This is a genomic window from Streptomyces agglomeratus, from assembly GCF_001746415.1.
Taxonomy (GTDB): domain Bacteria; phylum Actinomycetota; class Actinomycetes; order Streptomycetales; family Streptomycetaceae; genus Streptomyces; species Streptomyces agglomeratus.
Genome location: NZ_MEHJ01000001.1, coordinates 6,402,851 through 6,416,814, shown reverse-complemented (window position 1 = coordinate 6,416,814; position 13,964 = coordinate 6,402,851). Strand labels below are relative to the sequence as shown.

At 72.1% G+C, this 13,964-nt stretch carries 12 protein-coding genes; 5 read left to right on the top strand and 7 right to left on the bottom strand.

The features are described from left to right. Positions 1-14: 14 nt before the first annotated feature. The gene (locus AS594_RS28070) at positions 15-1,172 is read left to right on the top strand and encodes a methyltransferase (RefSeq protein ID WP_176733087.1); all 1,158 of its coding nucleotides are present in this window, start codon (positions 15-17) and stop codon (positions 1,170-1,172) included. An 87-nt stretch (positions 1,173-1,259) separates the two neighbouring features. On the opposite strand, the gene AS594_RS28065 is transcribed toward AS594_RS28070, so the two are convergent. After that, the gene (locus AS594_RS28065) at positions 1,260-2,702 is read right to left on the bottom strand and encodes an aminotransferase-like domain-containing protein (RefSeq protein WP_069929626.1); all 1,443 of its coding nucleotides are present in this window, start codon (positions 2,700-2,702) and stop codon (positions 1,260-1,262) included. On the opposite strand from AS594_RS28065, the gene AS594_RS28060 reads away from it, so the two are divergent. Both AS594_RS28060 and AS594_RS28055 read left to right on the top strand, forming a co-directional pair. Beyond that, entirely contained in the window at positions 2,701-3,696 is a 996-nt protein-coding gene (locus AS594_RS28060; protein ID WP_069929625.1) for a DMT family transporter, read from the top strand. The two genes, AS594_RS28065 and AS594_RS28060, sit on opposite strands and share 2 nt — an antisense overlap. A gap of 83 nt (positions 3,697-3,779) precedes the next feature. Then, positions 3,780-3,983 carry a DUF1918 domain-containing protein gene (locus AS594_RS28055; RefSeq protein ID WP_069929624.1) on the top strand — a complete coding sequence of 68 codons (204 nt, stop codon included), beginning with the start codon at positions 3,780-3,782 and terminating at the stop codon, positions 3,981-3,983. A gap of 39 nt (positions 3,984-4,022) precedes the next feature. Here AS594_RS28055 and AS594_RS28050 read toward each other — a convergent pair whose 3' ends face one another. Then, positions 4,023-5,270, bottom strand: a complete 1,248-nt coding sequence (locus tag AS594_RS28050) for a glycoside hydrolase family 10-like protein (RefSeq protein ID WP_069929623.1) — start codon at positions 5,268-5,270, stop codon at positions 4,023-4,025. A gap of 170 nt (positions 5,271-5,440) precedes the next feature. Between AS594_RS28050 and AS594_RS28045 the strand changes: the two genes are divergently transcribed. Together AS594_RS28045 and AS594_RS28040 are read left to right on the top strand one after the other, a co-directional pair. Next, positions 5,441-6,301 carry a 3-hydroxybutyryl-CoA dehydrogenase gene (locus tag AS594_RS28045; RefSeq protein WP_069930836.1) on the top strand — a complete coding sequence of 287 codons (861 nt, stop codon included), beginning with the start codon at positions 5,441-5,443 and terminating at the stop codon, positions 6,299-6,301. A 148-nt stretch (positions 6,302-6,449) separates the two neighbouring features. Further along, positions 6,450-6,707, top strand: coding sequence for a hypothetical protein (locus AS594_RS28040; protein ID WP_069929622.1), 258 nt, complete (start codon positions 6,450-6,452; stop codon positions 6,705-6,707). Positions 6,708-6,726: 19 nt separating this feature from the next. Here AS594_RS28040 and AS594_RS28035 read toward each other — a convergent pair whose 3' ends face one another. The 5 genes from AS594_RS28035 to pheS all read right to left on the bottom strand — a co-directional run bounded on the left by AS594_RS28035 (position 6,727) and on the right by pheS (position 13,852). Next, positions 6,727-7,257: an NUDIX hydrolase gene (locus AS594_RS28035; protein WP_079144365.1), complete on the bottom strand. Its 531-nt coding sequence runs from the start codon at positions 7,255-7,257 to the stop codon at positions 6,727-6,729. Between the two features lie 51 nt (positions 7,258-7,308). Continuing rightward, positions 7,309-8,649: a tetratricopeptide repeat protein gene (locus AS594_RS28030; protein WP_069929620.1), complete on the bottom strand. Its 1,341-nt coding sequence runs from the start codon at positions 8,647-8,649 to the stop codon at positions 7,309-7,311. 271 nt (positions 8,650-8,920) lie between these two features. Further along, positions 8,921-10,009, bottom strand: a complete 1,089-nt coding sequence (locus AS594_RS28025; RefSeq protein ID WP_079144366.1) for a PP2C family protein-serine/threonine phosphatase — start codon at positions 10,007-10,009, stop codon at positions 8,921-8,923. Between the two features lie 187 nt (positions 10,010-10,196). Continuing rightward, positions 10,197-12,725 carry a phenylalanine--tRNA ligase subunit beta gene (pheT, locus tag AS594_RS28020; protein WP_069929618.1) on the bottom strand — a complete coding sequence of 843 codons (2,529 nt, stop codon included), beginning with the start codon at positions 12,723-12,725 and terminating at the stop codon, positions 10,197-10,199. Continuing rightward, positions 12,725-13,852 (bottom strand): phenylalanine--tRNA ligase subunit alpha, encoded by a 1,128-nt coding sequence (gene pheS / locus AS594_RS28015; protein WP_069929617.1) that lies wholly within the window; start codon positions 13,850-13,852, stop codon positions 12,725-12,727. Before pheS ends, pheT begins: the two co-directional genes overlap by 1 nt. Positions 13,853-13,964: the final 112 nt, after the last annotated feature.

Genomic DNA, 13,964 nt, shown 5'->3' with positions numbered 1-13,964 from the left:
AGCCTGAGGGCACAATGAACCATCTGACGACGTCAAAGGGCGAGTACGAACTCGTCCGCTTCCCCGAGGACCCCCGCGACAGGCTCCGTGCCTGGGACGCAGCCGACGAGTACCTGCTGCGGCATCTGGAGGGAACGGCCGGCGATCCTCCCACGGACCTGTCCGGCACCGTCGTCGTGGCCGGCGACCGCTGGGGCTCCCTGGCCACCGCCCTGGCCGGCTGCCGCCCCACACAGATCACCGACTCGTACCTCGCCCAGCAGGCGACCCGGGTGAACCTGGAGCGCAACGGGGCGGACGTGTCCTCGGTGCGCCTTCTCTCCACGCAGGAGCCCCCGCCGGAGCGGATCGACGTACTCCTGATCCGCGTCCCCAAGAGCCTCGCCCTGCTGGAGGACCAGCTGCACCGGCTCGCCCCGCACGTCCACGCGGACACCGTCGTCGTCGGCACGGGGCTGGTCAAGGAGATCCACACCTCGACCCTCCGGCTGTTCGAACGGATCCTCGGTACGACACGGACGTCACTGGCGGTGAAGAAGGCGCGGCTCATTTTCTGTACGCCGGATCCGGGCCTCGCACGGGGCGGCGACCCGTGGCCGTACAGCTACACGCTGCCCGCCGACGTGGGCGTCGCGTCCGGCATCACCGTCACCAACCACGCGGGCGTCTTCTGCGCCGAGCGCCTCGACATCGGCACGCGGTTCTTCCTCCGGCATCTCCCGCGGCGCCGGGGCCCCGAGCGCGTCGTCGACCTGGGCTGCGGCAACGGCGTGGTGGGTACGGCGGCCGCGCTCGCCAATCCCGAGGCCGAGGTCCTGTTCACCGACGAGTCGTTCCAGGCGGTGGCGTCGGCGGAAGCCACGTTCCGGGCGAACACCGGGGCGGACCGGAAGGCGGAGTTCCGGGTGGGCGACGGCCTGTCGGGAGTGGCGGCGGGGACGGTGGATCTCGTACTGAACAACCCGCCGTTCCACAGCCACCAGGCGACGACGGACGCGACGGCCCGCCGCATGTTCGGCGGGGCGCGGGACGCGTTGCGGCCCGGGGGTGAACTGTGGGTCGTCGGCAACCGGCACCTCGGCTACCACGTGACGCTGCGCCGGATCTTCGGCAACAGCGAACTGATCGCCGGCGACCCGAAGTTCGTGGTGCTGCGGGCGGTGAAGCGCTGACTCCACGGGGCTGACTCCTGTGGGCCATTTTCCGCGCTGCGGGAGAATCCGCGCGGTGCGACCCGCGGGTGCGACCCGCGCGGTGGGCTACTCCCCGCCGAGCAGCCCCGCGCACGCGCCCCGCAGGCGCTTGACGCCCTCGGTGATCTCGGCCGGGCCCGCCACCCCGGCGAAGCTCAGCCGGACGTGCCCGGCGGTCGGTTCCGCGCTGAAGTACGGGCGGCCGGGGGCGATCGCGACGCCCGCCCGCAGGGCCGCCGAGACCACCGCGTTCTCGTCCGCGCCGTCGGGCAGCCTCAGCCACAGGTGGTAGCCCCCGGAAGGGACGTGCGGCAGCGCGAGTTCCGGCAGGCCGAGGCGCAGGGCTGCGGTGAGGGTGTCGCGGCGTACCCTCAACTCACCCGCCACCGTACGGAGATGACGCGGCCAGGCCGGGGACCCGACCAGCTCCACGGCGGCCTCCTGGAGCGGCCGGGGCACGAAGAAGCTCTCGACGACCTGGATGGCGCGCAGCCGCTCCAGCACCGGCCCGCGCGCCGCCAGGGCGCACACCCGGAAGCTGGGCGAGGTCGCCTTGGTGAGCGAGCAGACGTGGACGACGACGCCGTCGTGGTCGTCGGTGGCGAGCGGCCGGGGCAGTGGCCCGGCGTCGTCGTGGACCAGGCGCCGCACAAAGTCGTCCTCGATGACGAAGGCCCCCGCCTCACGCGCGATCCGCAGCACTTCGGGGCGGCGCTCGGCCGAGAGCACCGCACCGGTCGGGTTCTGGAAGAGCGGCTGGCAGACGAAGACGCGGGCACCGGTGGCCCTGAAGGCCGCCGCGAGGAGTTCGGGGCGCACCCCGTCCGCGTCCATCGGCACGGGCACCGGCCGCAGTCCCGCCGCGCGGGCGATCGCCAGCATGCCGGGGTACGTCGGCGACTCGACCAGCACCGGAGCGCCCGGCGGGGCCAGTGCGCGCAGGGCGGTCGTCAGCGCGCTCTGGCCGCCGGCGGCGACGAGGACCTCTGCGGCGGTGATCGCGCCGCCGATCCCCCGGGCGAACCACTCGCGCAGCTCGGGCACCCCGTCGGTCGGCGGCCGCCCCCAGGCGCCGGGGCGGCGCCCGGCCCTCGCGAGGGCGGCCGCCATGGCCCGCTCCGGCTGGAGGGAGGCGTGGAGGTAGCCGCTGTTGAACTCGATGACGCCGGGCGGCGGGGCGGCCAGGGTGACCAGGACGCCGGACGCGTCGACCGAGCGCGGTACGAGTTCGGTGGCACCGTCGGCACTGAGCGCGACCTCCTGCCAGGAGGTGTCCCCGGGCGCCGCCGTGGCCGTACGGGGCTGCGCCCGGTAGGCGCCCGCGCCGGGCCGGGTGACGACCAGGCCCTCGGCGGCGAGCTGCGCGAGAGCGCGCGAGACCGTCACGGGGCTCACCCGGTAGCGCTCGACCAGGACCCTGCTCGACGGGAGCTTTCCACCGGGCGAGTAGCGGTCGAGCTCCCGCTTGAGGGATCCTGCCAGCTCCGCCACACTGCTACGCTCGTACATGACAGCACAGAATAGCGCTACTCACAGCACGACAGTAGCGGTCAGCAGCGAGACCGAGAGCCCGGCGACCGGTACGACCGGTGCGCGTCCCGGAGCCGGTGGCCATCCCGGAGCCGGTACGACCCGGGCGCCCCGCACTGCCCGCAGCGGGACCCTCCTCGCCGCGCTGGGCGTCACCGCCTTCTCGCTGACCTTCCCGGCCACCGCCTGGGGCCTCGAAGGGTTCGGCCCCTGGTCGCTCGTGGCCGTACGCAGCGTCCTCGCCGCACTCATCGCCGGCGCCGCCCTGCTCGTCCTGCGGATACCCGTACCGGCCCGCCGCCACTGGGGCGGGCTCGCCGTGGTCGGCGGCGGCGTGGTCCTGGGCTTCCCGATGCTGACGACGCTCGCCCTCCAGACCTCCACCACCTCGCACGCCGCCGTGGTGGTCGGCCTGCTGCCGCTCACCACCGCCGCCCTCTCGGCACTGCGCACCGGCACCCGGCCGTCGCGCGCGTTCTGGGTGGCGGCCCTCGCAGGCGCCGCCGTGGTCATCGCGTTCACCGTCCAGCAGAGCGGCGGCGCGCTGTCCGCCGGCGATCTGTACCTCTTCGGCGCGCTGCTGGTCTGCGCCGCCGGCTACACCGAGGGCGGCAGGCTGGCACGGCGGATGCCGGGCTGGCAGGTCATCGGCTGGGCGCTGGTGTTGTGCCTGCCGCTCACCGTCCCGGCGGCGGCCCTCGCGCTCACCTTCGAACCGGTGCGCCTCACGGCGCACAGCGTCGCCGGGCTGCTGTGGGTCGCGGTCGGCTCGCAGTTCCTGGGCCTCGTCGTCTGGTACCGGGGCATGGCGGAGATCGGCGTCTCCAGGGCGAGCCAGCTTCAGCTCGCCCAGCCCCTGCTGACGCTGGTCTGGTCGGTCGCCCTGCTCGGCGAGCACCTGACCCCCGCCGCTCCGCTCGCCGCCGTCGGCGTACTGGTCTGCATCGCGGTCACCCAGCGCGCGCGGACCTGAACGGCCCAGCAGCAGGGCGCCAACCCGGGCTCTCGGTCATAAACTGGGACATACCGAGAGTCGGCCACAGAAGGGCATTCCCGATGCAAGCGAGCGTGGGCGACCAGCTGCTGGTGCACGGCAGGACCGTGGGCCACGAGGACAAGGTCGCGAAGATCGTCGAGGTGCTCGGTTCCGAGGGCACCCCGCCGTACCGTGTGCGCTTCGACGACGGGCACGAGGCGCTGGTTTCGCCGGGCCCCGACTCCGTCGTACGGCACAAGGAGCACGGCGGAACACCGCAATAGGCTGCGACACCGCGGCAGCCCCGGCCGGCCCTGGGCCGGTCAGTGGGGCGGCCGCACCCGGGCCGGGTAGTGGTCCGCCACCACCCGGTCCATCGCTTTGATGCGGTCGGCCGCCACCTCCTTCGCCGAGAAGAAGACGTGCCCCCTCACCTGCGCGAAGTTTTTGGCCAGGGTGAGGTGGCGGGACAGCTCGGCGGGGTCCTGCCAGGCGGCGGGCTGGGCCGGGTCTCCGGCCTTGTAGAGCGCCTCTCCGGCGTACAGGTCGACGCCGGTCCCCCGTACGGTCCGCGCCCACCAGGGCAGCAGCTTCGCGTAGTCGGCCGCCTCGAAACCGATGTTCCAGTAGAGCTGCGGGACGATGTAGTCGATCCAGCCCTCCTTCACCCACTTCCGGGTGTCGGCGTGCAGATCGTCGTACGTCTGCACCCCGGCCCGGGTCGGTGAGCCCAGCGGATCGGTCGTGGCGTTGCGCCACACCCCGAAGGGACTGATCCCGAAGCGGACCTTCTTGCCCTTCTTCCTGACCGCCTTGATCCGCTCGGCCGTCTCGCTCACCAGCCGGTCGGTGTTGTCGCGGCGCCAGGCCGCCCGGTCCGGAAATCCGCCGCCGTGGCGCGCGTACGCGTCGTCGTCCGCGAAGACCTGTCCGGCCACCGGGTACGGGTAGAAGTAGTCGTCCCAGTGCACGGCGTCGATGTCGTAGCGCTCCACGGCGTCCAGCATGGCGTCCTGAACGAAGCGCCTGACCTCCGGCAGCCCCGGGTTGTAGTAGAGCTTTCCGCCGTACGGCAGCACCCAGTCCGGGTGGACGCGCGCCGGATGCGACTCCACGAGCCGCGAGGGGTCCGTGTGATTCGCGACCCGGTAGGGGTTGAACCACGCGTGCAGCTCCAGGTCGCGCTTGTGCGCCTCCTCCACCGCCGTCCCCAGCGGGTCCCAGCCCGGGTCCTTGCCCTGTACGCCGGTCAGGTACTGCGACCACGGTTCGTACGGCGAGGGCCACAGGGCGTCGGCGGTCGGGCGGACCTGGAAGACCACCGCGTTCAGCCTGCGCCGTACCGCCGTGTCCAGGTGGGCCAGCAGCTCGGCCTTCTGCTCGTCGGCGGTCAGCCCGGGCCTGGAGGGCCAGTCGCGGTTGGCGACCGTCGCCAGCCACATCCCGCGCAGCTCGCGCTTCGGGTTCTTGCGCCGGACGGGGACGGCGGCCGCCGCGTCCCCGGTGACCGCCAGCACGGACAGCGCCCCGGCCGCCGCCGCCAACAACCTTCTTCGGCCGATCTGAACCATATGTCGCCCCTTACTAGGTGCATACGTCCCGTCGTATCCGCAGAGCATGCCCGCCCCGGCCCCTCACGCACACGTAGGCCCGGAGTAACGTCGGGGGCCGAGGCGGGCACCGGTACGGCCGGATGCCTGCCGAACTGTTGATCAGCGAAAGGCACGATGTGACGGACTCCATGGCGGATGTGCAGCGCGTCGGAGTAGTGGGCTGCGGCCAGATGGGCGCGGGCATTGCCGAGGTGTGTGCCCGCAGCGGCCTCGAGGTGAAGGTCGCCGAGACCACGGGCGAGGCCCTGGAGATCGGCCGCACCCGGCTCTACAACTCCCTCTCGAAGGCCGCCGAGCGCGGCAAGATCACCGAGGAGGAGCGCGACGAGACTCTCGCCCGCCTCAGCTTCACGACCGACCTCGGCGAGTTCGCCGACCGCGACCTCGTCATCGAGGCGGTCGTCGAGAACGAGTCGATCAAGACGGAGATCTTCCAGGTCCTCGACCAGGTGGTGACCCGCCGGGACGCGATCCTCGCCTCCAACACCTCCTCGATCCCGCTGGTGAAGCTGGCCGTCGCGACCTCCCGTCCGGACCAGGTCATCGGCATCCACTTCTTCAACCCGGCCCCGGTGCAGAAGCTCGTCGAGCTGATCCCGGCGCTGACCACCTCCGAGGAGACCATCAAGCGCGCCGAGGGCGTGGTCCAGAACGTGCTCGGCAAGCACGCCATCCGCGCCCAGGACCGCTCGGGCTTCGTGGTCAACGCGCTCCTCATCCCGTACCTCCTCTCGGCGATCCGGATGTTCGAGTCCGGCATCGCGAGCCGCGAGGACATCGACAACGGCATGGAGATGGGCTGCGCCCACCCGATGGGCCCGCTCAAGCTCGCGGACCTGATCGGCCTGGACACGGTCGCCTCGGTCGCCGACTCGATGTACGACGAGTACAAGGAACCGCTGTACGCCGCACCCCCGCTGCTCCAGCGGATGGTGGACGCGGGCCGGCTGGGACGCAAGACGGGCTCCGGTTTCTACCCGTACTCCTGAGCCGTCCGGAGCCGCGATTCGCACGGAGTGTGCGGGGCGTACCCGCATATGCCCCGCACACACGCTCCCGCCGTGGCCACAGGGCGAGTTGGCTCTGTGGCACATGCACGGGGCCGCCGGACGGCCCTGTCGAGAGAAGGAGCGGACCGTGAGTATCGACACCGATCAGACCGTGGTCGTCGAGGAGTACGCCGAGTTACGGCGCCGCCTCGACGTGGGGCTCACCAGGATCGACGGGCAGCTGGCACTGCTGGCCCACCGGGACGACCAGGCCGACGGCGATCTGGCCGGCCTGGCCGCGCGGGTGACGGCCCTGGAGCACAACCGCTGGCCGCTGCCCACCGTTTCGGCGCTCACCGCCGCCGGAGCGCTGGCGGTGGCCGTCTGGCAGGCCGTCGGCCGCTAGGGGCGAGCGGGGCCCGCCTTTAGCCGAGGCGCATGTGATGCAGCATCAGCAGCCCGGCCGCCATGTTGGCGGCCGGGACCTCGCCCCGGGCCACCATGTCGGGGACCAGTTTGAGCGGGACCCACTCGCGCCGTGAGGACTCGAAGTCGTCCTCGGGGTGGCCGGTGTACGTCGCCTCGTCCGCCCAGTAGAGGTGGTGCCGGGCGTCGGTGAGGCCGTTGGACGGCTCGACCGTGAGGAGGTGGCGCAGCGGCCCGGGCCGCCAGCCGGTCTCCTCCTCCATCTCGCGTGCCGCGGCGGTCTCTACGTCCTCACCGTCCTCGACGACTCCGGCGGCGAGCTCCCAGCCCCAGCTGTCGGTGATGAAGCGGTGCCTCCAGAGCATCAGCACCTCGTTGGCCTCGTTGACCACCGTGGCCACGGCCACCGGGCGCAGCCGTATGACGAAGTGGTCGAGGTGCCGGCCGTCGGGGAGTTCGACGTCCGCGAGGTTGATCCGGAACCAACGGTTCTTGTACACAGTCTGTTCGCTTAAGTTCGTCCACTGCATTGTTCTGCCACCTTCCGACAAGTAGATGGCAACATCGCAGCAGGAGGACGGTCAGAGCGGAACGCGCAAAGCCCCGTCGATCAGTTCGGCCGCCTCTTCCGCGCCGGCGCACCCGCTTCCCACCAGGTGCTCGCGAACCGCCCGCAGACGGTCGCGCATCCGCTGCGACTCCATCCCCTGGGCGCGCTGCGCCATCTCCGTGGCGATCTCCACGGCCCGGTCGGCCTTGCCCTGCCTCAGTTCGATGTGGGTGAGCATGGCGAGCCGGTGCACGCGGCCCCGGTCGTGCGCGGGCGAGCCGACCGCCGCGTCCGCGTGCTCGCGTGCGGCGGGCAGATCGCCCAGGCTCAGCAGGGCCTCAGCCACCTGTACGTTCACCAGGCCGGGCTGGACGTATCCCGTCTCGTCCGGTTCGCTGCCCGGTCTGATGGATTCCGCCTCGGTCTCCGCACGCCGGATGCAGGACAACGCGTTCTTGCTGTCGCCGAGATGGGCGTACGCCTTCGCCTGCATCGCGTGCAGGTCCGCGGCCAGCGCCGGAGTGATCTGGGTGCCCGCCGTGCGCAGCGCAGCCTCCGCGAAGGCCACCGCCTGCCGGTACTCGGCCATGAACAGCGACTGGTTGACGAGCAGCGCGATGATGTACGCGCCGAGTCCCCGGTCCCCGCTGGCCTTGGCGAGCCGCAGGGCCTGGTGGAAGTACCGCTGGGCGAGTCCCTGGGCGTCCGAGTCGTACGCGCAGATGCCCGCCACCGCCACCAGGCCGCCCGTGGCACGGTGCAAGTGGCGGCCCATGGCGTTGGAGTAACTGCCGCGCAGCAGCGGGGCCGTCTCCGCGTTGAGGAAACCCACCACGCGCGCCCGGGTGGCGACGCCGCCGGCCTTGCGGTACATCAGCTCGTAGTGCGCTCTCGCCGCGCGCAGCATCTGTATGTCGGCCACGCTGACGCGCGTCTGGCCCTTGCGCGAGACGTCCGCGTCCTCCGGCGGGTTCTCCCACTCCCAGACCGGCATCACCGCGGGCGTCCCGGTCACGGCGGGGGCGCCCAGGATGTGCGGGCGCTGCTGCTCGTCGGAGCGCCACAGCGCGGTAGCCCGTTCCACGAAGCCCGTCAGCGGGGAGCCGTGCGGCATGGCCGCCTCGCCCGGCATGCCGAACCCGATGTCGTCCAGCGTTATCGGCCGGTGCAGCCGGGCCGCGAGTACCTCGCAGATCAGATCGGGCACCTGGCCTCGCGGCCGCTGCCCCTTCAGCCAGCGGGCCACGGCGGTGTGTTCGTATCTCAGCGCCAGACCCCTCGCACTGCCCGCCTGATTCACGTGGGCGGCAAGGCCGGCGTTGGAGATGCCCGCTTCGTCGAGCAGGGCGTCGAGCAAAGTATTCGGCTGCATGGGCCTCTCCGGTGGCTCGGTGGAGTCAGCGTAATGGAGCTCCGTTCACACGGGGTGTGAACGGAGTGCCCGCGTTCGTGCCCCGCGTGCTCTCCCGCGCGCATCCCTGCTCCGATTGACTTCAGTTCGCCTCCCCTGGAGGCGGCCGGGCCGCCGGCTCCCCCTCGTACAGTGCGGCGGCCCGATCCCGCACCGTCCGCCCTGCCGGTCTGCCCGACACTCCGCGGCAGGGCGGACGGAGCTGATCCACCGGGCCCGGAGCGTCGGCCGGTCACCGATTGGAGGATTCCGCGCAGGAGCGGCGCAGCCCCTGATCCCCGGGCTGCGCCGGCACGCGTCTGCGGTCGTTGCGCAGGACGAGCAGTGCGACGTCGTCGGTGAGCCGCCCGCCCGTGTGCCGCAGCAGCGCCGTGTGAACGCGCTGCACGACGACGGCCGGTGAGACCGGCGAGCCCAGTGCGGCGGCCTCCACGAGGGCGCGCCGCAGGCAGAAGAACTCCCCGTCGGCGTTCCTGGCGTCCTCGGCGCCGTCGGTGTGCAGGACGAGCGCCTCACCGGGCAGCAGGCGCGTGCACCGACGGGCAGAGAGGCTGTCGGGCAGCGGGAACATTCCGAGCGGCGGCAGTACGTCCCCGCCGGCGATCGGCTCGGCGGTCCGGCACAGCCGGTAGGGCCACGGATGGCCGCAGTTGAGCGCCAGCACGTCGCCGTCCTCGTGGATCTCCAGCAGGAGTACGGTGGCGAACTCCTCGGCCAGCGGATTGTCCGGTTCCGTGCCGCTCACCGACGGGTGCTCGGACCGCGAGCGCTCGCGCAGATGCCGTTGCAGCGCCCGCTCCAGCTTCCGCAGGACGCCTGCCAGTTCGAGCTCGTCGTGGGCCGCCTCCCGGAAACTGCCGAGCAGCGCGGCCACCGCTCCGACCGCGGCGAGCCCGTGCCCCCGTACGTCGCCGATGACGATCCGTACGCCCTGCGCGGTGGCCACCGCCTCGTACAGGTCGCCGCCGACCGTCGCCCCGCGGCTCGCGGACAACTGCCCGGCGGCGAGGGCCAGGCCGTCGAGCCGGGGCGGCAGCGGCCGCAGCAGCACCTGCTCGGCGGCGCGCGCGACCTCGCGGACCCTGCGCAGCTCCCGTACCGGGCCGAGCCGGACACTGGTCAGCAGCCAGGCGAACAGCGCGAGGAACGCCGCGCACGTCACGAAGCGCGGCGCCATCCCCTCATGGGTCGCGAACGGGCAGGTCAGTTGCCAGACGGTCGCCGCGACGAGCCAGACGGCGGGCAGCCCGAAGACAAGGGCGCGCCGTGCGTACGGGACGCACGCACGCCGCACGCCCCGCCAGGTTGTTGTACGGATCATCCCGACGGCCCCCTAGGCCCTGGCCCTGTACGACGCTGCCTGTACGATGCTGGCCCTCGTCGGCCGGAATGATTGTGTCGACCGCCCGTACCTGTTTGCGTACCTCGCCCCCACTTCTCACCCAAATGAGTGAGGGGCGTGCCCGTGACTCCGGACACGCCCCACAGCACTACTGCCGCAACAGGTGTTACATCCCGCGCAGCACCGCGCCCGTGCGCTCCCCGGCGAGCGCGACGGCGGCGTCACGTGCGGCCGTGGCCTCGTCGACCGTCAGCGTACGGTCGGCTGCGCGGAAGCGCAGCGCGTACGCGAGCGACTTCTTGCCCTCGCCGAGCTGCTCGCCCGTGAACACGTCGAACAGCCGCAGCGATTCGAGGAGTTCACCGGCACCCTCGCGCAGCGCCGCCTCGACGTCCGCGGAGGCGACCTCGGTGGGGACGACGAGCGCGACGTCCTGGGTCGCCACCGGGAAGGCGGAGATCCGCGGCGCCCGCAGTACCCCGGTCGCCGCCTGCTCCAGGAGGTCGGTCTCGATCTCCATGGCGCAGGTGCGCTCCGGCAGGTGGAGTGCCTTGATGACGCGCGGGTGCAGCTCACCCGCGTGCCCGACGAGCGTCTCCTCGCCGTTCACCGTAACGTACAGCGCCGCGCAGCGGCCGGGGTGCCACGGCGCGTGCCGGTCGCCCCGGACGACGAGCTCGGTCCCGGCCTCGCGGGCGAGGACGCGGGCGGCCTCGACGGCGTCCGCCCAGGTGCCCGGACGGCCCTTGCCCCACCAGCCGGCCTGCTCGCGGGCGCCCGCGAGGACGACGGCGGCGCGGTGCGGCTGACGCGGCAGCGTGGCGTTGAGACCGGCGATCTCCTCGTCGGTCGGCCGGCGGTCGACGGGCAGTCGCGCGGCCTTGTGCTCGTCACCCGTCGGCCGGAAGACCAGGCCGGTCTCGAAGAGCGCCAGGTCGTGCGAGCCGCGGCCGTCGTTGCGGCGCAGGGCGCCGAGGAGGCCGGGCAGCAGCGTGGTGCGCAGCGCCGGCTCCTCGTCGGAGAGCGGGTTGACCAGCTTGACCGTACGGCGACGGGCGTCGTCGGCGTCGAGGCCGAGCTGGTCGAGCACGGCGTCGCCGATGAACGGGTAGTTCAGCGCTTCGACATACCCCGCGCCCGCCAGGGCGCGCCCGATGCGGCGGTGCAGCCGCTGCCGGTCGGTGAGCCCGCGGCCCGAGGGGGGCGTCGGCAGCGTCGACGGGAGGTTCTCGTAACCCTCCAGCCGGATGACCTCTTCGGCAAGGTCGTTCGGGTAGGCCAGGTCGGGGCGCCAGGACGGCACGGTCACGACCAGCTCGTCCTGCCCGTACACGTCGCAGCCGACCTCCTGGAGGCGGCGTACGACGGTCTCGCGGCCGTAGTCGACGCCCGCCACGCGGTCGGGGTGGTTCGCGGGCATGGAGACCGTGCGCGGACCGGAGGGCGCGACGACCTCGGTGACGCCGGCCTCGGCGGTACCGCCCGCGAGCAGCACCAGCAGGTCGACGGTCCGCTGGGCCGCCGCGGAGGTGGCCTGCGGGTCGGTGCCGCGCTCGAAGCGCTTGGACGCCTCGGACGCGAGCTTGTGCCGGCGCGCGGTACGGGCGATGGACAGCGCGTCGAAGTGCGCCGCCTCGATGACGACCTCGGTGGTGCCCCTGACCGCGCCCGTCTCCGGGTCGGTCACGGAGTCCGCGATCTCGGTGTTGGCGCCGCCCATGACACCGGCGAGACCGATCGGGCCGCGGTTGTCGGTGATGACGAGGTCCTCGGCGTCGAGGACCCGCTTGGTGCCGTCGAGCGTCGTGAACTTCTCGCCCGGCTCGGCCCGGCGGACACCGATCGGCCCGTCGATGCGGGACCGGTCGTACGCGTGCAGCGGCTGACCGAGCTCCAGCATCACGTAGTTGGTGACGTCGACCGCGAGCGAGATCGGGCGCATCCCGGCCTTCTGGAGCCTGCGGCGCAGCCAGATCGGGGAGCGCGCCTCGGGCTCGAGACCGACGACCGTACGCGCGGTGAAGCGGTCGCAGCCCTGCGGGTCGGCGACCTTCACGAGGTAGCCGTACGAGTTGGGCGCGGGCACGTCGAGCAGCGCCGGGTCGCGCAGCGGCAGCCCGTACGCGGTGGCGACCTCACGGGCGACGCCGCGCATCGACAGGCAGTAGCCGCGGTCGGGCGTGACGGCGATGTCGAGGACCTCGTCGACGAGTTCGAGCAGCTCGATGGCGTCGGTGCCGACCTCGTACTCGGGCGGCAGCACGATGATGCCGTTGCTGCCGTCGTCGCCCATGCCCAGCTCGTCGCCGGAGCAGATCATGCCGTGCGAGGTCTTGCCGTACGTCTTGCGCGCGGCGATCGCGAAGTCGCCGGGCAGGACGGCGCCGGGCAGCACCACGACGACCTTGTCGCCGACGGCGAAGTTGCGGGCGCCGCAGACGATCTCCTGCGGCTCACCGGTGCCGTTGGCCGTGCCGACGTCGACGGTGCAGAAGCGGATCGGCTTCTTGAACTCGGTCAGTTCCTCGATGGTGAGGACCTTGCCGACCACCAGGGGGCCCTTGAGGCCGGCGCCGAGCTGCTCGACCGTCTCGACCTCCAGGCCCGCGGACACGAGCTTGGCCTGTACGTCACGGCCGGTCTCGGTGGCGGGGAGATCGACGTACTCCCGCAGCCAGGAAAGCGGGACCCGCATCAGATCTCCATCCCGAAGGGCCGAGTGAACCGGACGTCACCCTCGACCATGTCTCGCATGTCTTCTACGTTGTGGCGGAACATGAGCATCCGCTCGATGCCGAACCCGAAGGCGAATCCGCTGTACTTCGCGGGGTCGACGCCGCAGGCCGTGAGCACCTTCGGGTTGACCATGCCGCAGCCGCCCAGCTCGATCCAGCCCTCGCTGCCGCAGGTGCGGCAGGGACGGTCCGGGTTGCCGACGGACTCGCCGCGGCAGACGTAGCAGACCATGTCCATCTCGGCGGACGGCTCGGTGAACGGGAAGTAGTTCGGGCGCAGCCGGGTCTTCATTCCCTCGCCGAAGAGCGCCTGGACCATGTGGTCGAGGGTGCCCTTGAGGTCGGCCATGGTGAGGCCCTCGTCGACGGCGAGCAGCTCGATCTGGTGGAAGACCGGGGTGTGCGTGGCGTCGAGCTCGTCCGTGCGGTAGACGCGGCCGGGGCACACGACGTACACGGGCGGCTCGCGGTCGAGCAGCGCGCGGGCCTGGACGGGAGAGGTGTGCGTGCGCAGGACGACACCGGACTCGTCGGACTTCGACCCGTCGGCGCCCTGGACGAAGAAGGTGTCCTGCATCTGGCGCGCCGGGTGGTCCGGGACGAAGTTGAGGGCGTCGAAGTTGAACCACTCCGCCTCGACCTCGGGGCCCTCGGCGATCTCGTAGCCCATGGCGACGAAGACGTCGGCGACGCGCTCCATCAGCGTGGTCAGCGGGTGCCGGGCGCCGGCCGGGACGCGGTCGTACGGCAGCGTGACGTCCACCGCCTCCTCGACCAGCACGCGCTCGTCCCGCTCCGCCTCCAGGGCGGCGAGGCGGGCGGCCAGGGCCTTGTTCACGGCGCCGCGGGCCATGCCCACGCGCTTGCCCGCCTCGGCCTTGGCGGCCGGCGGCAGGGCGCCGATCTCACGGTTGGCGAGCGAGAGCGGCGAGGTGGGGCCGGTGTGCGCGGTCTTCGCGTGGGTGAGCGCGTCGAGATCCGCCGCGGCGTCGAAGGCGGCGAGCGCCTCGTCCCGCATGCGCTCGATCTCTTCCGGTTTCAGCGCCTCGACCTCAACAGGGTCGTACGACTTATTGGGTGCGGACATCTCTTCCCGTACTTCCGATTGGCTGGTGGCGTGGCCCCCGCTCGACGACTGAGGACGCAAAGGTGCCAAAGGTCGAGTCTAAAGGCCGCGAGGGGTGAAGAAGCCCGTGGGC

What these genes read in the sequence shown, in the direction of transcription:
- AS594_RS28070 (WP_176733087.1), top strand. Translation starts at nt 15, where the DNA reads ATGAACCATCTGACGACGTCAAAGGGCGAGTACGAACTCGTCCGCTTC.
- AS594_RS28060 (WP_069929625.1), top strand. Translation starts at nt 2,701, where the DNA reads ATGACAGCACAGAATAGCGCTACTCACAGCACGACAGTAGCGGTCAGC.
- AS594_RS28065 (WP_069929626.1), bottom strand. Translation starts at nt 2,702, where the DNA reads ATGTACGAGCGTAGCAGTGTGGCGGAGCTGGCAGGATCCCTCAAGCGG.
- AS594_RS28055 (WP_069929624.1), top strand. Translation starts at nt 3,780, where the DNA reads ATGCAAGCGAGCGTGGGCGACCAGCTGCTGGTGCACGGCAGGACCGTG.
- AS594_RS28050 (WP_069929623.1), bottom strand. Translation starts at nt 5,270, where the DNA reads ATGGTTCAGATCGGCCGAAGAAGGTTGTTGGCGGCGGCGGCCGGGGCG.
- AS594_RS28045 (WP_069930836.1), top strand. Translation starts at nt 5,441, where the DNA reads ATGGCGGATGTGCAGCGCGTCGGAGTAGTGGGCTGCGGCCAGATGGGC.
- AS594_RS28035 (WP_079144365.1), bottom strand. Translation starts at nt 7,257, where the DNA reads ATGCAGTGGACGAACTTAAGCGAACAGACTGTGTACAAGAACCGTTGG.
- AS594_RS28030 (WP_069929620.1), bottom strand. Translation starts at nt 8,649, where the DNA reads ATGCAGCCGAATACTTTGCTCGACGCCCTGCTCGACGAAGCGGGCATC.
- AS594_RS28025 (WP_079144366.1), bottom strand. Translation starts at nt 10,009, where the DNA reads ATGATCCGTACAACAACCTGGCGGGGCGTGCGGCGTGCGTGCGTCCCG.
- pheT (WP_069929618.1), bottom strand. Translation starts at nt 12,725, where the DNA reads ATGCGGGTCCCGCTTTCCTGGCTGCGGGAGTACGTCGATCTCCCCGCC.
- pheS (WP_069929617.1), bottom strand. Translation starts at nt 13,852, where the DNA reads ATGTCCGCACCCAATAAGTCGTACGACCCTGTTGAGGTCGAGGCGCTG.